Origin of the sequence: Rodentibacter haemolyticus, from assembly GCF_015356115.1 — a bacterium.
Taxonomy (GTDB): Bacteria; Pseudomonadota; Gammaproteobacteria; order Enterobacterales; family Pasteurellaceae; genus Rodentibacter; species Rodentibacter haemolyticus.
Genome location: NZ_CP063056.1, coordinates 1,152,865 through 1,171,617 on the forward strand (window position 1 = coordinate 1,152,865; position 18,753 = coordinate 1,171,617).

Annotated in this window: 18 protein-coding genes; 7 read left to right on the forward strand and 11 right to left on the reverse strand. The window is 40.8% G+C overall.

The genetic code is table 11. The features are described from left to right. Window positions 1-5 precede the first annotated feature (5 nt). Window positions 6-401, forward strand: coding sequence for a Cu(I)-responsive transcriptional regulator (gene cueR, locus IHV77_RS05555; RefSeq protein ID WP_194813097.1), 396 nt, complete (start codon window positions 6-8; stop codon window positions 399-401). Window positions 402-405: 4 nt separating this feature from the next. Here the strand turns inward: cueR and metJ are convergent, their stop codons facing one another. After that, window positions 406-723: a met regulon transcriptional regulator MetJ gene (metJ, locus tag IHV77_RS05560; protein ID WP_194813098.1), complete on the reverse strand. Its 318-nt coding sequence runs from the start codon at window positions 721-723 to the stop codon at window positions 406-408. 158 nt (window positions 724-881) lie between these two features. Here metJ and IHV77_RS05565 point away from each other — a divergent pair, with 158 nt between their 5' ends. After that, the gene (locus IHV77_RS05565; RefSeq protein WP_228550045.1) at window positions 882-1,142 is read left to right on the forward strand and encodes an NAD-dependent epimerase/dehydratase family protein; all 261 of its coding nucleotides are present in this window, start codon (window positions 882-884) and stop codon (window positions 1,140-1,142) included. A 277-nt stretch (window positions 1,143-1,419) separates the two neighbouring features. Then, a complete protein-coding gene (locus tag IHV77_RS05570; RefSeq protein WP_194813099.1) occupies window positions 1,420-1,779 on the forward strand; it encodes an MmcQ/YjbR family DNA-binding protein in 360 nt (119 codons plus the stop codon). A gap of 241 nt (window positions 1,780-2,020) precedes the next feature. On the opposite strand, the gene IHV77_RS05575 is transcribed toward IHV77_RS05570, so the two are convergent. The 3 genes from IHV77_RS05575 to IHV77_RS05585 all read right to left on the reverse strand — a co-directional run bounded on the left by IHV77_RS05575 (window position 2,021) and on the right by IHV77_RS05585 (window position 4,553). Continuing rightward, window positions 2,021-2,770: an SDR family oxidoreductase gene (locus IHV77_RS05575; RefSeq protein ID WP_194813100.1), complete on the reverse strand. Its 750-nt coding sequence runs from the start codon at window positions 2,768-2,770 to the stop codon at window positions 2,021-2,023. 199 nt (window positions 2,771-2,969) lie between these two features. Then, window positions 2,970-3,314: a cyclophilin-like fold protein gene (locus IHV77_RS05580; RefSeq protein ID WP_194813101.1), complete on the reverse strand. Its 345-nt coding sequence runs from the start codon at window positions 3,312-3,314 to the stop codon at window positions 2,970-2,972. A 93-nt stretch (window positions 3,315-3,407) separates the two neighbouring features. Further along, on the reverse strand, window positions 3,408-4,553 hold the full coding sequence (locus IHV77_RS05585; RefSeq protein WP_194813102.1) for an alpha/beta hydrolase: 1,146 nt from the start codon (window positions 4,551-4,553) through the stop codon (window positions 3,408-3,410). Window positions 4,554-4,704: 151 nt separating this feature from the next. On the opposite strand from IHV77_RS05585, the gene IHV77_RS05590 reads away from it, so the two are divergent. Beyond that, window positions 4,705-5,607, forward strand: a complete 903-nt coding sequence (locus IHV77_RS05590; protein WP_194813103.1) for a LysR family transcriptional regulator — start codon at window positions 4,705-4,707, stop codon at window positions 5,605-5,607. 32 nt (window positions 5,608-5,639) lie between these two features. Here the strand turns inward: IHV77_RS05590 and IHV77_RS05595 are convergent, their stop codons facing one another. From IHV77_RS05595 to nfsA, 3 genes are all read right to left on the reverse strand, one after another. Next, the gene (locus IHV77_RS05595) at window positions 5,640-6,032 is read right to left on the reverse strand and encodes a MerR family transcriptional regulator (protein ID WP_194813104.1); all 393 of its coding nucleotides are present in this window, start codon (window positions 6,030-6,032) and stop codon (window positions 5,640-5,642) included. A 19-nt stretch (window positions 6,033-6,051) separates the two neighbouring features. Beyond that, window positions 6,052-6,714, reverse strand: coding sequence for a cation diffusion facilitator family transporter (locus IHV77_RS05600; RefSeq protein ID WP_194813105.1), 663 nt, complete (start codon window positions 6,712-6,714; stop codon window positions 6,052-6,054). Window positions 6,715-7,004: 290 nt separating this feature from the next. Next, window positions 7,005-7,721 carry an oxygen-insensitive NADPH nitroreductase gene (nfsA, locus tag IHV77_RS05605; protein WP_194813106.1) on the reverse strand — a complete coding sequence of 239 codons (717 nt, stop codon included), beginning with the start codon at window positions 7,719-7,721 and terminating at the stop codon, window positions 7,005-7,007. Between the two features lie 178 nt (window positions 7,722-7,899). Here nfsA and IHV77_RS05610 point away from each other — a divergent pair, with 178 nt between their 5' ends. After that, window positions 7,900-12,390 carry an autotransporter domain-containing protein gene (locus IHV77_RS05610; RefSeq protein ID WP_194813107.1) on the forward strand — a complete coding sequence of 1,497 codons (4,491 nt, stop codon included), beginning with the start codon at window positions 7,900-7,902 and terminating at the stop codon, window positions 12,388-12,390. A 136-nt stretch (window positions 12,391-12,526) separates the two neighbouring features. On the opposite strand, the gene IHV77_RS05615 is transcribed toward IHV77_RS05610, so the two are convergent. Next, window positions 12,527-12,664 (reverse strand): hypothetical protein, encoded by a 138-nt coding sequence (locus IHV77_RS05615; protein WP_194813108.1) that lies wholly within the window; start codon window positions 12,662-12,664, stop codon window positions 12,527-12,529. A gap of 273 nt (window positions 12,665-12,937) precedes the next feature. After that, a complete protein-coding gene (locus tag IHV77_RS05620) occupies window positions 12,938-13,369 on the reverse strand; it encodes an organic hydroperoxide resistance protein (RefSeq protein ID WP_194813235.1) in 432 nt (143 codons plus the stop codon). A 169-nt stretch (window positions 13,370-13,538) separates the two neighbouring features. Here IHV77_RS05620 and IHV77_RS05625 point away from each other — a divergent pair, with 169 nt between their 5' ends. Then, entirely contained in the window at window positions 13,539-14,405 is an 867-nt protein-coding gene (locus tag IHV77_RS05625) for an AraC family transcriptional regulator (protein WP_194813109.1), read from the forward strand. Between the two features lie 28 nt (window positions 14,406-14,433). On the opposite strand, the gene ligA is transcribed toward IHV77_RS05625, so the two are convergent. Both ligA and zipA read right to left on the reverse strand, forming a co-directional pair. Further along, window positions 14,434-16,440, reverse strand: coding sequence for an NAD-dependent DNA ligase LigA (ligA, locus tag IHV77_RS05630; protein ID WP_194813110.1), 2,007 nt, complete (start codon window positions 16,438-16,440; stop codon window positions 14,434-14,436). Between the two features lie 173 nt (window positions 16,441-16,613). After that, window positions 16,614-17,567 carry a cell division protein ZipA gene (gene zipA / locus IHV77_RS05635; protein WP_194813111.1) on the reverse strand — a complete coding sequence of 318 codons (954 nt, stop codon included), beginning with the start codon at window positions 17,565-17,567 and terminating at the stop codon, window positions 16,614-16,616. A 252-nt stretch (window positions 17,568-17,819) separates the two neighbouring features. Here zipA and cysZ point away from each other — a divergent pair, with 252 nt between their 5' ends. Continuing rightward, window positions 17,820-18,665, forward strand: a complete 846-nt coding sequence (gene cysZ / locus IHV77_RS05640) for a sulfate transporter CysZ (RefSeq protein ID WP_194813112.1) — start codon at window positions 17,820-17,822, stop codon at window positions 18,663-18,665. Window positions 18,666-18,753 lie beyond the last annotated feature (88 nt).

An 18,753-nucleotide genomic window follows, 5' to 3' on the forward strand; every position in this document is an offset into this window, starting at 1 on the left:
TTTTTATGAATATTAGTGAAGTCGCCAAATTAAGCGGACTTACCCCAAAACAAATTCGGGATTATGAGAAATTAGGTTTGTTAAAACCGGCACAGCGCAACTTTTCCGGTTATCGTTATTACGAAGAGAAGGACATCGAACGTTTATATTTTATTCGCCACTCACGAGATGTCGGCTTTTCGTTACAACAAATCGCACAATTGCTTGCTTTGCAAGATAACCCCGCCCGCAATAGCAGTGAAGTAAAAGCCCTCACCACGCAGCACATCGCTATGCTAAAACAACAAATTAAACAATTAGAAGAAATGGTGGAAAAACTACAACAATGGCATAATGCCTGTCAGGGCAATGATCAGCCCGAATGTTCAATTTTGAATGGATTAAAAAAAGAAAGAAGTTAAGGGGCTAATAATCCCAACTTTCCGGATCAATTCCCAATCGGCGCATAATTTCTTTTGCATCTTCCGGAATTTCATCATGGCGTTCTTTCATTAAATCCAGATCCGTTGGTAACGGCTGACCGGTAAAGGCATGGAGAAAAGCCTCGCAAAGCAACTCGCTATTTGTGGCGTGGCGAAGGCTTTTTAATTGGCGACGGGTGCGTTCATTCGTCAAGATTTCCAGAACTTTAATCGGAATCGACACCGTGATCTTCTTCACTTGTTCGCTTTTCTTTCCATGTTCCGCATAAGGACTGATATATTTCCCATCCCAATCTGCCATAACGTACCTTTTAGTTCAAAATAAAATACTAAATAAATTGGGGTTATTCTAAAGAAAAAACCATGAGATGACAATCAGGGCGGCTAAATGAGCGTATTTATTAAAATATACTTTTCTCTTGTAAATCTTTGACTGCTAGAATACACAGCGAATTTTATTTGTTTTTCATATGTTATAAAGATTCTTATGAAAAAACATTGCTAAAATTGACCGCACTTGCAGCCGGTATGTTTAGTTTAACCGCCTGTGATAAATCCCCTGAAACCACAGTGACAGCAAAATCAAAAACCGTGTTTGTAGCAGGTGCAACCGGCGTTATCGGTGAGCCGTTAACCAAAGCGTTAGTCGAAAAAGGCTATATTGTGTATGGCACGACACGTAGCGCAGATAAAGCCAAAACCTGGAAGCCAATGGTGTGAAACCTGTTGTATTGGACATTTATGATGTACCTGCGGCGGAAAAAGCCGTACCGGACTGGAAAGATAAAAAATAATCAAAGGCAATAGTACGAGTTTCCAATGAATTATCACTTAAAAATTGATGTATGGCATGGGCAGTATTAAGTATGTGGTCGGCAAAAGAAAATCCTTACGGTAACTAACTGATTAAAAACGGTAAATACTGCCGTTTTTGGTCTCTCGCCATTCTAAATAGTTCGACTTATAATGCTACCTGATTTTTAATAAGGAAAATGAAATGGACACAACAACACTGCTCCCTAAAATCGAACAACGTTATAGTGCATCGGCGGAATACCTGTGGGCAAAACATCCCGATTATGCCGTATTCAGACATCAAAATAACCGTAAATGGTTTGCCATTGTAATGTTGATAGAAGGCACTAAAATCGGTTTGAAAGAAGAAAGAAAAATCTCAATAATCAATGTTAAGATCAAAACGGAAGAAATCGGCTCGCTCAGAATGATGAAAGGTGTTTATCCCGCTTATCATATGAATAAAGAACATTGGTTGAGTCTTAATCTCTCAGAAATTGATGACAACTTATTGTTTGAATTACTTGATGAAAGTTTTGCTTTAACGGCAAAAAAATCTTGAGTGAAATCAGGTATTATAATGTAGCACTTACACAGACACTTTTACTCACCCACACAAACCGTATAAGGCTACACTGCAAAATAACGTTACGACTTTAAAAGTAGGGTGTGTTAGCCAAAGGCGTAATGCACCCAACATTTGAATTAAAAACAGCCTTTGTACAACTGCTACATAATACCGAATTTTTTGACCGCTCTTTAAGACATAAGCCTCACCAAACGATCATTACTTGAACTGAACTTTACCAAGGTTGTGTAGTTGGACCTAAAGTAAATTCACTGATGTTGGTGTCCTCCGGTTGGGAAAGCGCAAAAGCCACGACATTCGCCACACGTTCTGCAGGAATTTCAAAAGTATCATAAAGCTCCCGATAACCTTTAGATGTTGCTTCATTAGTGATGTGATCAACCAATTCCGATTGCACGGCGGCAGGGTAAATCGTTGCAGTACGAATATTCGTACCTGCTTGAGCCGACTCCATACGTAAACCTTCCATAATCGCTTTTACCGCCCATTTCGTACCACAGTACACACTTGCACCAGGGTAAACTTTCAAGCCGGCCACAGAAGATACGGCTAAAATATGGCCTGATTTTTGCGCTTCAAAAACTGGTAAGACAGCGGCAATTCCGTTTAATACGCCTTTGATATTCACATCCACCATCGCATTCCAGTTATTGGTTTCTAAGGCTGAAAGCGGTGAATTTGGCATTAAGCCCGCATTTAAGAAAATCGCATCGACTTTACCAAAAGCCGATTTTGCCAATTCCACCAAAGCCGCATTATCTTGCGCCTTCACGACATCAGTAACCCGATACACCGCCTCACCGCCTTTGGCTTTAATGTTCTCGACAATCGCTTTCAATTTCTCTTCACGGCGTGCGCCTAATACTAATTTCGCCCCCTGTTCCGCTAATTTATAAGCGGTTGCCTCACCAATACCTGATGATGCTCCAGTAATAATCACGACTTTGTTCTGAATATTATTCATATCTATACTCCTGTTGTTCGAACGTGGCTATTTTAGCCGACTTGATCAGGCTTGATTAGCCTTAAAATGATAAAAAGAGAATAAGGAAAAAACGAATAATGAAACAAGCAAATTCCACTGAAAACGAACAACTTAATTAATCATCCATTAAACTCACGGACACCTGCCGAAAGGCATGATGCGAGTGCCGCCCAACGCATTATTCCGCCCGTTCAAATTTAATATGATTCGATTTTGAAAGTGCGGTCAAATCGCCGTCAAATTTCCCCATATAAACTAAACCCTGTGCGTAATCGCCTTTGTCAAAAAACATTGCAATATTAGCCCAAGGAGCATAATAGGCGATATCACCTGTTTTACTCATATAGCCGACCGGAGCTTGTTTGATGCTAAGTTGTTCTTTCAAATACACCACTTTTTCATTATTCGCATAATTTTCAAGCTTTGATATTATTGGCAGTTTCTGCCAAAAACTTTGGCTAGTTGGGTTATCTGAAAGTGTGGCGAAATAAACACCGTCATCAAGAGTAATTTTAACTTTCATTTCAGCACCTACTGAAAACTGACTAAACCGAGTAAGAAGGAAAACAAAGTTTTCATATAAATTTGACCGCCCTTTTGAAAGCGGTCAAGCTAATTACTTCAGGTTTGCTTTAAAAAATGCCTCAAATTTATCGTAAGGAATTTTACCTGCTTTGTTATCGTACAAATCCGTGTGGCTTGCCCCCGGTACGATATATAACTCTTTATTTTTACTACCTAGCGAGTTATAGGCATCTTCTGCAAAATAACGTGAATGCGCTTTTTCACCATGCACAATCAATGCGGGAGCTTTCAATTCTTGCGCATATTGTAAAATCGGCATATTCATCAATGAAATCATACCGGTGGTTGTCCACGAGCCGTTTGGGTTTGAGTTAATAGAACGTGGATGGAAGCCTCGTTCCGTACGATAGAAATCTGCATATTCTGCGATAAATTTTGGCGTTTCAGGTGTAATACCTTTTGCCGGATCGAGATTATTTGCCGGTAGCAACGTCTCATAACCGTTTTTTGCACTTTCCCAACGTGCGTTGTTCATTTGCAAGCGCATATTGTAGCGTTCTTCCGCAGTTTGCGCCGATTTTCTATCATATCCACCTTCAGCATTCCGTTTCATATCAATTTCGTAACCGTTAGCGGCTACACGGGTCATATCATACATTGTGCTGACCGCCACCGCCTTAATACGCGGATCAGATACTGCCGCATTCAAAGCAAAGCCCCCCCAACCACACACGCCTAAAATCCCGATTTTTTCGCGATCCACATTATCAAGCGAACCTAAAAAATCCACTGCGGCACTAAAATCTTCAGTATTGATTTCCGGACTAGGTACATTACGTGGTATGCCGGTACTTTCACCGGTGTACGAGCCGTCAAAAGCCAGTGTGACAAAACCACGTTCCGCTAAGGTTTGCGCATATAACCCTGAAGATTGCTCTTTCACCGCGCCAAACGGACCGCTTACTGCGATTGCCGGTAATTTACCTTTGGTATTTTTCGGCACATAAAGATCTGCGGCTAAGGTGATGCCATAACGATTTTTAAAAACTACCTTACGATGCTCCACCTTATCGGATTTAGGGAAAATTTTATCCCATTCCTGCGTTAATTGAATATGCTGTGACGGTACATCAATAGCTGTGGCATTTTGAGGTAATGAGGCCATTGCGTTTTCTCCGAAAAATGCTAAACCTAATACAGCAACAAGTGCGGTCTTTTTGAAAAGAGTTTTCGTCATTTTGCTTTCCTTATAAAAGTTTGTGTAAGGACACCACATCGGTGTCCGCAATATCAATTGCATCAAAATTATATGTATAATTCTAACGGCTGGACTATTTCAAGTAAATTTGTAAAAATGAATTTCACAATTTCTAAAAATGAAATAATAAATGAATCATCGTTTTGAAATATTAAAAGTATTCTGCACCCTTGCCGAAACACTCCAATTTAAAGAAACCGCCAATCGCCTCGCAATATCACCTCCTGTCGTAACCAGATTGATTGCAGAATTGGAAGAATATTTAGGCGAGCCATTATTTCAACGCAACACTCGGCGGGTTTCTTTAACCGATTTTGGTGAACAATTTTTACCTCAAGCGCAACAATTATTGGCAGATAGTGATCGTTTATTTATACCAAGCAAACAACGTGCCGACCGAGAAATGAACGGCATTGTGCGAATTACCGTACCGAGCTGGCGAATTAATGATGAAATTTTAGCAAAACTACTGACCGCACTTTCTCCTTATCCCAATCTGATCATCGACTGGCGTGATGATATGAAAAAACTTGATAATGTCAGCCACCGTATTGATATTGGCATACGCATCGGATTAGAACCTGATTCTAATTTCATCGTACGAAAAATCACCGAAATTGGCGATGTATTGGTTGCCGCACCAAGCCTGCTGGAAAACTTGGGTGAACCGAAATCCTTATATGATCTGGAGCAACATTTTCCTTTTGTTGCTCAAATCAATCCTAATACCGGACGCACATGGCACTTTCCGCTAAATGTCGAATACACACTTAAACCTCGCCACGTTGTATTTCAAAGTGTTGATATTTACAGCGGTTTACAGGCAATACTGCAAGGAAGAGCGGTCGGTTTGATTAGCGATTTTATTGCCAAACCTTACTTACAAACAGGCGAACTACGCCCACTTTTCACCGATATTGAAATTCAAAAATGGCAACTGTTTTTATATCGCCCTTATGAAAGCATCACACCGACACGTGTATTAAAAGTATTTGAATTATTGGAAGAGATTTTGAAAAAAACCTTTAATTAAAAGGCTTAAATGGCAACAAAATTTCGGAAAAATCAACCGCACTTTCCTTCCGCTAAACCGGCGATCACCTTGCATTCCGATTCGCTATGTTCTTCTTTTGTTGCAATAGATTGTAGAAATGTTTTTATTTCCAATAACCGGACGATTTTATCTTCGACTTGGGCGAGTTGATTCAACACAAGAAAATCTGCCTGATAATGATCTGCCATACCGAATTTCAGCTGATTGAGTTGACGAATATCCTCTAGCGAAAAGCCTAAAGCACGGCAATTTTTCACAAAATTCAGCTGCGCGACACTTTCTTCATCATAATGACGATAACCGTTCGCTGCCCGTTTGGGTTCGGGTAAAATACCTTGTTTTTCATAATATCGGATCGTTTCAAGGTTTACACCCGTGCGAAGACTAAGTTCATTAATTTTCATCTTTTTTCTTTAAGCCGCCTCAATGAGAATGTGATTTTAACGAGAAATGTTCATCATTATTCCGCAATGCCCTAACAGCCTGAATAGTCACGGCACCGCCGCTACGCAAAACAAGCAGGCTCAAAATCGCACTTGCGACGATATCCACCCACTGCCAGTTAAACCATAATACGCTTAACCCCGCCACAATCGCCACCACCGATCCGAACAAATCAGCCAAGACGTGCAGGTAAGCGGCTCGAATATTCAAATTATCGTGATCACTTTTAAGCATAATCCAAGCCACAAAAATATTCACAGCAAGCCCTGTAATTGCCACGCTTAACATCGGGAGCACTTGCATTTCGGGTGGAGATTGCCAACGTTCCAAGGCTTCAATCAAAATCCAAATGGCAACCCCAATCAGTGAAATACCGTTTAACAAAGCAAACCATTTTTGCCATTTTACGCTTAAAAATAATGCCATTAATGCCAAGAAAAGCGATAGACTGTCGTTCGCCATATGTCCTGCATCCGCCATTAAAGTAAGGCTTTGGAAAAAATAGCCGCCCAGAAATTCCACCACCATATAAATCGTGATAATGACAAAACTGATCCCTAAAATCGTTTTATTTTTCTCTGAGTGGTTATGATGATGGGAATGATGGTGCGATGAATGGTTCGTTGAATGAGAAAGGCTCATATTTCTTCCTTTGTAAAGTAACTTAATTGAACGAACATAAGTCTAAAGCCCGTAGCTACTACGGGGTCAAGAGAGAAAAAACAAATTTTGATAAAAATCGCACAAAATAAAAATTGTGTTTTATCCCGACTTTGCGGAAATCAATTCCTTCCGATGATTCTTGGCGCAAAAACAGGCAACCGCCGAATGAATGGAAGAATACGTAACAGAAACAGGTTGCGTTGTTCAAACCGAGAAATTATCAAGTAACTCCAAACTAGCCGATAAAGCGATTGGACTTTTTTCTTTATTTACCGTTGCACAAAACCTTTTGATTGCAAATAAGACAAAATTTGCGGACGTTTTTGTTCGCTAAAAACCCCTTTCATATAATCTGACCAAGTGAGCGTTTTTTGCGAACGCATCTGATAATAGTCGGAAATTTCTGCATCAAATGCGGTAAGCTTAGCCGGATCTAATGGAGTATATTCATTTTCGGAACAAAGCATTTCTGCAGGGAAGCGGGGGCGTAATATCGGATCTTGTGCAGGATAACCTAAACACATTCCCACTAATGGCACAACATATTTCGGTAATTTGAGAAGTTTATCCACCTGTTCAATATCATTGCGGAGAGATCCGATAAACACACCGCCTAATCCGCAGGCTTCCGCTGCAGTGAGTACGTTTTGAGCAAAAATCCCGGTATCAATGGCACCGACAAGTAACCATTCCGTCCAATCAAATTCGGCGTTCGGCACAATTCCGGCGTGTTTAGCGAAATCTGCGCAAAATACCCAAAACTCCGCCGCATTTTCTACATAAGCTTGATCAGAACAAATTTCACGTAATTTTTTACGCACCGTAGGATCAGTGATACGAATAACGTGTGTCGCTTGAATATGCTGTGAAGTGGAAGCCATTTTCGCTGCATTTAAAATCTCAGTGCGTAATTCCTTACTGATTGGCTGTTCGGTAAATTGCCGAATAGAACGGTGATTTTTAAGCTGTTGCAACATTGTGTTCATAAAAAACCTACAAAACGGAAAAATTAGCGTGCATTAGTATATAGCGATTATTAGGGTTGCTCAATGAATAGAAAGATTAGCGAAAATAAGGTAAGAAATATTAAAATTCACTCTATTTACAACAAAATACAAATGATATATATTCTCATTAATTTTTTTTTAATAAAAGGAGAAATTTATGAAGCCGTTATTACAAAAAGGCTTGATTTTAAGTTCTGTTGCCGTTGCGGTATCCGCCTATGCATACCAACAAGGTGTCGGGACAATCGCTACGATTAACTCTGATGAAAAAATCGAAAAAATCGATCATATTCGTAGCGAAAATGCAGAAGAACGTATTACAGGCAGATTTAATCGTTCAGGCAATCCTGTGCGAATAATTTGGTACGGTAACGCCAATGATAACGATGGCAAAGCCCCTCAAGTCGGAGCAAAAAATGAAGGGCAAATTGTCGCGAAAGTGATTGCACGAGGTGAAACGACAACGCAATCGGAAGATAGACGAGGTGCCATTGCTATTGACGGCATTGCAAATGGGATTGATGCGTTGGGTTGGTCTGCACCGAGTAATCCGAATAATGTCGTTTTTACGCTTAATTCCCTTGAAAATACCGGTTCAATTTCGGCCGATACGGATTTACAAGGCGGAGAAGCCGAAACGCACGGCGATATAAAAAGCTATGGTAGTGGAAACGGGGTTTCTTTAGTGGGATTGGCGGATTTCGGCAAACATAATGCGGAAGTGGGTGCTGATGGCATTGCTGACGGTTATAGTGGTGCAACGGGAGTATCAAGACGAAGTACAGCCCGCACCACAACACGTACTCGTGCCGCCGTAACCGAAGCTACACCGAGTAGTCCTGAATTAGAGAAGGCGGATTTTGAAGGTAAAACCGTTGAAATCGCACTGCAAAATATTAATAACCGAGGTCAAATTCAAGGCAAAGTTCATGCGCAAGCCGCTCAAAATATCTCTCCTCATACGGCAAGCTATAAACCCCAATTTTATTCTGTCACAAGTTTAGCCTCCGGCAATGCCATTTCCGCTTCATCTTATGTTAATACCATTGACAAAATTACCTTTTCCGAAGTCCAAAATAATTTTGCTAAATTAGGTGAAATTCAAAATACAGGACAATTAAGCGGTGAAGCCCACTTACAAGGGGGACAAAATACCACTCATACACATACTACTTCCGTAAATTCAGGGAATGGTGTTTCTGCATTGGCTAACACGGGACGTTTTGCTAAAAATAAAACGGAAAGTGCGGTCGGAAATATTCACAATTTAGGTGAAATTGCAGGTCGCCTAATCCAAATTTCAGGCGATAACTCTCACTATCAAGGATTTCATCTTTACTCTGATGCCAATGCTTTAGGGAGTGGTAACGGTGTATCTGTCACCGCCGAATCCAGTAATGGACAAACCCGCAGTATTTCTGCCCTAGCCACCTTAGGCAAGGTTCAAAATAACGGACGGATTACCGGTTTTGCAAAAGTTCAAGCCGGTAACGGAATGGGAAGTTTAATGACGGAAAGCATAGCTTCGGGAAACGGGGTTTCTACCTATGCGAGAGGCAATAACGGTAAATTATCTTCCATTGGTGATGTAAACAATAGCGGTATCATTAGCGGTCAAGTTGAAGTCAAAGGCGGAAAATCCGACAAATCGGTTGCCGATAAAACCTTTATTGCGAAAATTGAAAGTAAATCGAATACAGCTTCTTTAACGAATTGGTTAGCACCACGCCCTATATCAACGTCAAATACAAATACGACATCTTTAGATCCGGAAACCTGCAAATGGCTGGCAAGCGGTACACCGGGTTGTGAATCAAACCCAACCACGCCAACAACCTCTAATCATACGACGGCAAATATTCAAACGACGGTTAGTGTTCACTCCAGCGGAAATGGAATCAGTGCTTGGAGTCATGGAGAATCCGATGCTTATACGTCAAGCACCACTTTAGGCAATATCACCAATAATGGCGTAATTAGCGGTTATGCAAAGGTTTATCAAGGTTTCTCTCAAAATGAGTACAAACCCGTCGATTATCGCAATAATGGGGCAGGAATCAGCATCAATGCCGAAACCAATTCGGTGATAAGCAATGCGGGGCTAATTTCAGGCAATCATAGTGCATTATTAGCAAAAGGAAAAATCGATACCAGTTTCAGCACAACAAACCCTGATTACCGCTCGGGCTTTAAAAATAATATTAATAACTACGGTATTTTTGCCGGACGAATGATTATCGGCGGCTATCAATCGGATGCAAATTCCAACCAAAGATATAAATATTTTGATACGGCGGAGCAATCTAATTACAAAGTGAAGAATGCGGGGCTATATATCAAATTAAATGAAAATGAGGAAATCGAGAAAATCACGCAAGGAACGGATTATCTTGCCTCATTCAGCCAAAACGGAAAAACCTATCAAGTTATTAATGCACCGCTGACGACAAACCAGAAAGACAGTGAAAAAATAATTACCACTGCGGAAACCATCACAAATAAAATCATCAATGGTGTCGGTATGGCAAATGGTGCGGTGTTTGCAACCAATAATCTTACGCTAACGGATTCCATCGTAAACGGTTACAAAACAGGGCTAAAAATTGGGACAAACGCTGAAGTCAATTTAATCGGCACAACGATTAATACCAATGGATTTAATGTCAACAAATCGGAAAAACCACTCGCCATTTTAGGGGATGACAATGTAAATAAACTGACTATTGGCAACCAATCCGTTATTAACGGCGATATTGACTTAAAAGGCGGGAATGATGAACTCACCCTCGCTGATTCACAAGCTATTTTCAATGGTAAAACAATTGAAATGGGAGAGGGACAAGACACTTTCTCTTTCGGTAAGCCTAATAGCTATTCCACCACACCGATTCGCGTTAATTACAATTTATCCGGTGCGGAAAAAGTTGTAGTAAATCAAGAGACCCATTTACTTGCTAATGCAAAAATTCAGGGAACTGATAATATTACTCTTAATCAAGACTTGCATTATCAAGTACTTAGTCCGGAACAACACGCCCTATTCGATCCAAATCGACAAAATAATATTTCACTCAATGGTAACGGCAAATTTATCGTAAATACCACCAAAGCCAAAAGTGAATACGAAATTAAATTCGGTGGATTCCGACTTGATGCACAAAATATCCGATTCGATAGCAACAATGTGCTACAAAGTGCGGTCTTTAAAAACGGACAATTATGGATTGAACCGAAAGTGGTAATGACCGCCGAGCAAGCGAAGCAAAAAGAGGAAGCCCATAAACAAGAAAAACAGCGACAACAAAGCGAGTTAGATGCCCTTAAAGCGCAACTTGAACAAACAGCGGCACAACTTGAAGAAGCAAAAACGGCGCTTGCCGAAACTATCGCTGCACATAACGAAGCGGCACAGCGACAAAAACGCGCAACAGAGAAAAAAGACACCCAAGAAAATCAGACACCGCCAAAAGACAGCCAAAATCAAGCATTGGCAAAATCTGTTGAAGACTTAACAAAACAAGTGGAGAAAAATCAACAACAAATCGATACCTTAACACAAAAAAATCAGCAGCTTAATGAAGCGTTAAACAACAATAACGTATTTGATACGCCTTATGCACAGGCATACTATAGTTATATCGAAAGTTGGCGGGCGACAGGATTAAACCCATTAGAAAAATCGGCTTTAACAACGGATAAATCCGTTCAACAAGCCACCGATGCGGTCAATCATTATTTTAATCAAGCGGTTGAACATAATATTTATGGTGTTGTAACTAATCAACTGGCTAAAAATATCACAAGCCAATATAACAATATTCTTGCTCAAAGTAAGCGCTTAAAAGAACAAGAATGGAACATTAGTGCAAACGGGCTTTATGATAACCAGCATTACAAACAGACTGCCAAAAAATCCACATTTAGAGCATCAACGCTTGCGATTCACTATGGCATAAATTCAAATACAACGGCAGGTATTCACATTGCAGATGAAAAAACCAAAATAACCGGAATGAACAACGGTTATTTAAAAGGAAAAGGCACATCCTTCGGTGGATATATCAGAACAGACTTAGATAATATCTCCTTAATCGGTGGGGTAATCTACGATCAGTTTAATCTGAAAGGATACAGAAGCATCAGCAACGGCTATGATCATTATCAATTCGATGCCAACAGCAAAGCAAATGCTATCGCTACTTATGCACAAATCAAATATGCCCTGCCACTCAATGAACAGTGGAAATTCGAGCCAAAACTCGGCATCGCTTACACACGCATTCATCAAAAAGCGATCGAAGAAAAAGGTGCGGGCGGATTACATATTGATGCGTTACATACAAATCGTTTAGAAGCTAACATAGGGCAGGAGCTCATCGGCACATTTGTGCTAAATAACGGAAAAATGTTATTTAAATTAGGTGCGGATTACAGCATTCTTTCCACAGAAAAGGCATCACAAGGACATTTCCATCAAGGACGGAATTTCACCATCCAAAGTGAACCGAACCAAAATATAACCCGATTAACAACCGGGCTTGGTTACCAATGGCATAACGGTTTAATGATGAATATCAACGCTCAAAAAGCATTCAGCTCAGCCGGCGATCAAACATCCGCTCAGCTTGCTGTAGGCTATACTTTCTAAAATTTAATAACCGACCTAATAGATACAAAAAACGGAGATGATAAATCTCCGTTTTTATTTATAAAATCTTTGTGAAAAATAACCGCACTTAAATACAGAATATCATTGTCAAGATAAGCAAAATTTCCGGAAAAATCTATTTCTTCAGCAAATGATAAATCGGCAAAATGGCGGCACCAAGTGCGATATCTTCAGTAGCGATTTGTAAGGCACTGAGTTGAGCGAAAGGGCGGTCTTGTTGTTGCGTCCGCCACTCGTAACTACATCTTGTCAATAATTTCGTTGATAATCAATGTTGACAGCATACCCCTATATACTAAACACAATCCTCATTGCTATAAGGTACTGAAAAGATAAAAAGGTGAGAGTAAAGCTGATTTCACTCTCGCCTTTCAAAATATAGTCACAAACTCGTAATAATAAACGATTACAACCTTTTTTAAGGAGGTGTCTTATACTTATTTTCTCGGTTTAATGAGACTCCAAGTAATTTGAAAACAACTAAAATCATTTTTCAATATATTTTTACCTACCTTTTAAATCCACATTATAAATCAAATGAACTCATCACATTTATATGTAAACGAACATCAACGTTATTGCGGATTGCATTTGAGTACGGGCAAATCTCGTGAGCACGCTGAATCAAAGCCTTCGCCTCCTCCACGGTTAAACCGCCAACAGTGATCGTAATATCGAGATCAAGACTAAACGCACCATCCGGTTTCTGACCGATCCCTACCCCCACGGTTGTATTGGAAGAAGTCGGTTTAAGGTTCATTTGCCCTGCAACCAAATTCATTGCACTATCAAAACACGCCGCATATCCCATCGCAAAAAGTTGTTCCGGGTTTGTACCTTGCTTACCGCTTTCATTTTGGAATGACACCAAATCAAAACCGATTGAACCGTCATCGACTTGAGTATGCCCATCACGCCCACCGGTTGCTGTTGCTGAAGTTTTGTAGAAAATTTTCATCATTTATTTCCTTATATTTGTTGTAAATTACAGTTAATCCTGAGCTCCCAAAAGATGAGTTACTTCTTACAGAAGAAGGCATCATCTTGTTTTTAATGGCAATCAGTATATTGCCTTAATGAAAGATGAGGTATAAAATTCAACCAAAATAATTGCCTAATTCTCTAAAATGTTATCAAGACAAACGCTTCATCGCTTACTTAAAGTGATTCCTCATAATCAAGATTATTACTCGCCGATTGCCGGTTTATATATTCGTCATTCGGATCGTCCTTTTACTTATGAAGGCATTATTCAAGAACCGAGTATTTGTATTATTTTACAAGGTTGGCGGGAAATTCAGCTAGGCGAACAGTGCTATCATTTTGATAACAAACATTTTATGTTCTGCCCCGTAAATATGCCGATGTGTGGAAAAATTTATCCGGATACGGCAAGTAAGCCGTTTTTTATGCTATCTATGAAAATCGATCTGAAAATGGTGGGAGACATTCTATTAGAACACACCGCACTTTTTGATAACAATGATGAATCTGAAATGCTGGCTTTTCTTCCTTGGCAATTAGAAGATGAACTATTAAGTGCATTTGAACGCTTATTACTCTTGCACGAAAATCCAAAAAGCATTCCTTTCCTTGCTCCTCTTATTCAACAAGAAATTTATTATCGTTTACTTACCGGCAAACAGGGTAATAAGCTCAGGCAAATGGTGAATATAGGTTCACACACGCAAAAGATCAGTCAGGCTACGGATTATCTCCGCCACCATTTCAGTGAAGCTATCCGTATCGAAACCTTAGCACGGCAATGCGGAATGTCAGTATCGGGTTTTCATAACCATTTCAAAAAAATCACCGGGCTTTCGCCTTTGCAATACCAAAAATCGCTACGGCTAAATACTGCCCGCCGTATGATTAAACAAGGTAACGACGCTATTGCGACTGTTGCTTATGAAGTCGGATACGAGAGTCCCAGCCAATTTAGCCGGGAATATAAACGTTACTTCGGAGAGACGCCGAAAGCCGGAATAAATTAAAAGTGCGGTCAAAAAAACGGATGGATTACTAAATCCGCGCTAAAAATTCCTCTTCCGTTAATACGGCAATGCCTAGTTCCTGTGCTTTAGCAAGTTTTGAGCCGGCGCTATCACCGGCAATGACAAAATCGGTTTTGGCGGAAACCGAGCCGCTGACTTTTGCTCCCATATTTTGAAGCAGAGTTTTGGCTTCATTTCGTCCCATTTGGCTGAGTGTGCCGGTAAGCACGATGGTTTTACCTTTAAAGGGGTTGTCGCTGGCTTCTTTTACTTCCACCTTATCCCAATACACACCTTGCGCAATCAAATCATTCACCACATCCACATTGTGCGGTTCGCGCCAAAATGCCAAAATGCGGTTTGCTACCACTTCGCCGACATCCGGTACTTGTTGAAGCTGTTCAAAATCAGCGTTTTGTAAAGCTTCAAGGGTCTTGAAATGATTCGCCAGATTCAATGCGGTCGCCTCGCCCACTTCACGAATACCCAGTGCAAAAATAAAACGCGCCAATGTGGTATGTTTCGCTTTATTTAAGCTGTTCAGAGCATTTTCGGCAGATTTTGCCCCCATACGTTCCAAACGGGTCAGCGTGCGGAGATCAAGTTTGAATAAATCCGCCGGAGTGTGAATTAATTCCCGCTCGACCAGTTGTTCAATCAACTTACCGCCTACGCCATCAATATCCATTGCTTTTCGTGATACAAAATGCTTTAACGCTTCTTTACGTTGTGCCGCACAAAACAAACCGCCGGTACAGCGTGCCACCGCCTCACCTTCAATGCGACTAATCAGTGAACCGCATACCGGACAGTCGGTCGGGAAAATGATTGTTCTTGCGTCTGCAGGACGGCGTTCGTGTAATACGCCGATAATTTGTGGAATCACATCTCCCGCACGACGAATGATCACCGTATCGCCAATCGCAATATCCAAACGGGCTATTTCATCACCGTTATGTAATGTCGCATTACTCACCGTAACACCGCCCACAAAGACAGGTTCAAGTTTTGCCACCGGTGTAATCGCCCCCGTACGCCCCACTTGGAATTCCACGTCATTCAATAGGGTTAACTCCTCTTGTGCGGGGAATTTATAAGCAATCGCCCAACGTGGTGCTTTGGAAATAAAGCCTAACTCATTTTGCAGGGCAATGTCGTTAATCTTCAGTACCGTACCGTCAATATCGTACCCCAAATCACTCCGCTTATTTTGAATATTACGGTAGAAATCTAAAACCTCGTCCACACCATGACAAAGGCGAATTTCCGGATTCACCGGAATACCAATAGCCTTTAACCATTGCAAACGTTCATAATGCGTGGAAGGTAAATCCACCCCTTCCACGACACCGATACCATACGCATTTAATACCAATGGGCGCTTACTGGTGATTTTGGGATCTAACTGGCGCAGCGAGCCTGCCGCGGCATTACGCGGATTGGCAAAGGTTTTCTCGCCACGCGCCAAAGCCTGTTCATTTAAACGTTCAAACCCGATATGCGGCATAAACACTTCACCACGAACTTCTAATCGAGCAGGAGGATTATCCGTTAATAATTGCAACGGAATATTACGAATCGTGCGAATATTCGCCGTAATATCTTCACCGGTTGTGCCGTCTCCACGTGTTGCCGCTTGGGTGAGTATGCCGTTGACGTATAAAAGACTCACGGCAAGTCCATCAAGTTTTGGTTCGCAACAAAATGTAAGCGGAGTCGGCAAAACAGTGAGGCGATCTTCTATGCGTTTTACAAAAGCATAAAATTCTTCATCGGAAAAAGCATTATCTAAAGAAAGCATTGGAATTTCGTGACGAACTTGACTGAACCCTGAAAGCGGTTTAGCCCCCACTCGCTGAGTAGGCGAATCAGCGCTAACAAGCTCGGGATAATCCGCTTCTAAGGCTTTAAGCTGATGAAAAAGGCGATCATATTCACTATCCGGTACGCTTGGATTATCCAACACGTGGTATTCATATTCATATCGGCGCAAGGTTTTGCGCAGGGTTTCAAGTTGAGTTTGAATGCTTGTCATAAAATTCTCGGTAAAATCTGACCGCACTTTTATCGCGAATTAAATTAAAACCGTAAACAGTACGGTGAGTCGCAGCAATGCGATAAACATTTCTAAATTTAATTCACTATACGTAATAACGGCGAACGCAAAGTTCGCCGAAAGCCAAAAGTGCGGTAAAAAATTAATGTGTTTTACACACGGGAAAGGTAACGTTGTTCTTGGTAATCATCAAAGATTTGCTCATCTTCGGTTAATACGGAACCGCCTAACTCTTCAGCAAGGGTTTTAGCAGCACGAATCATTAGTTTAAGATTCGCCAACGCATTTCCCGGTGAAGGCAATTTCATAAATAACGCCACGCCGATTGTGGTGAAATCGACATTATATGGGTTAAAACCGCCTTCATCTTGCAAATTCGCTACACTAAATAAGGTCGGACTTGCTACGCTTAAATCAAAATGACGGTGGTACATATTATGGCTGCCAAAAATAAAACCTAAATTCTCAAGAGATGAAATCAATCTTGAACCGTGAAATTCACGATGTTGCGGTGAAATCACATAAAGCTGAATATAACCTGAAGTTTGTTTTTCTACCGAGGCTTCCGGTGTGCGTGCCTGATTAAAATGGACGGTTGATTTCACCTCATCCGATTCACCTAACGCCATTTGTGAAAGTTGTTCACGCAATTCGGGCGAAGATGAATTGATCCCCTCAAACTCGTTACTTTGCGCTTCCAGTTGTTCAAGCGTCATTGTCGCAGGATTTGATATAGGTTGTGCCGGCTTCATATTGTATTCAACACGAATCGGTTCACGCACCGGAGTGGAATTTGGAATGGAAATTTTAATATCATCTACCGTTCTTTCTATTTCTTGAGAATCCGCTTGTGAAGAAAGCGGCTTATTAAAGGATGGCGGTTGTGTATTTTGCTCCAAAGCAGGCTGTGGCTGAGAGGCGGATTGAGCAGTCGAAGAAGCAATTTGCTGATCTTGTTCAGGCTGATCTTGTGTAAAAGTGCGGTTAAATGCGGTTGCGTTTTTAAAATACTTTGATTTCTCACGACGATTTGACCATAATCCGTGCGCAACAAGAGCGATAAGTGCCACGACCCCTAAAATAATCAGAATTGTATTAAGATCCATTTTTGCTCCTTACAGTCAATAAAACCGTGTCAATGCTACCACATTTTGAGGGGTGAAAAAACAGGGGGGACGGGGAATTTCACGGCAAAAACGCCGTCAAAATTGACCGCACTTTTGATGCTGAATTAAATTAAAATGAATACAATGCCTCAAGCCGAAGACAGTGCAAGTAGCACGGCGAGATGCAGCAATGATCGTCAACATTTTTAAATTTAATTCACCATAGGTTTATTGATATCAAAAGGAAAAAGAATGATGAATCAACAAGAAATCAAATCCGGCTTTCACTATTTTGTTATGGGTTGGCATTTTATTCGGCAAAAAGGGCTACGCCGCTTTGTAATTATGCCGATTTTACTGAACATTCTATTACTCAGCGGCTTATTTTGGCTGTTTATCTCGCAAGTCAGCACAATGATCGATTGGATAATGCATTTTATGCCGGATTGGTTGGGCTTTTTAAGCGTGATTTTACTTATGCTTTCTATCGGCATGATTTTACTGCTGTTTTATTTCACCTTTACCACCTTATCCGGATTTATCGCCGCGCCATTTAATGGATTATTGGCAGAAAAATTGGAAAAAATGCTCACCGGTGAGCCGATCAACAATGACAATTGGTTGGACGTAATGAAAGACGTGCCGAGAATGTTGCGCCGTGAATGGCAAAAACTGTGGTATAGCTTGCCAAAAATCGTGGGATTATTTTTACTTGGCTTTATTCCGATGGTAGGGCAAACCATTGTGCCTGTGTTGACGTTTTTATTCACCGCTTGGATGATGGCAATTCAATATTGCGACTATCCTTTTGATAACCATAAAGTACCCTTTGATGTGATGAAAAACGCCTTGGGTGAACAACGCACGCAAAATCTCACTTTCGGTGCATTAATCACTTGCTGTACATTTATCCCCCTTATTAATTTGGTGATTATTCCCGTTGCCGTCTGTGGTGCAACCCTAATGTGGGTGGAAAATTACCGCGAGCGTTTACGTTTTGATATGAATTTTGACTATCGCCGCGGTTCACCCAATCATCCGGCGACACCAAACAACGGTACAAATATCCGTTCAAGCAATAATCAGATTGTGAAATAGCCTTTAGTTATAAAATAGATCTATTAACTATTTTTTAAATGGAAGCAGCACTGCTATAACTATACCGATTCCAACACAAAACCATATT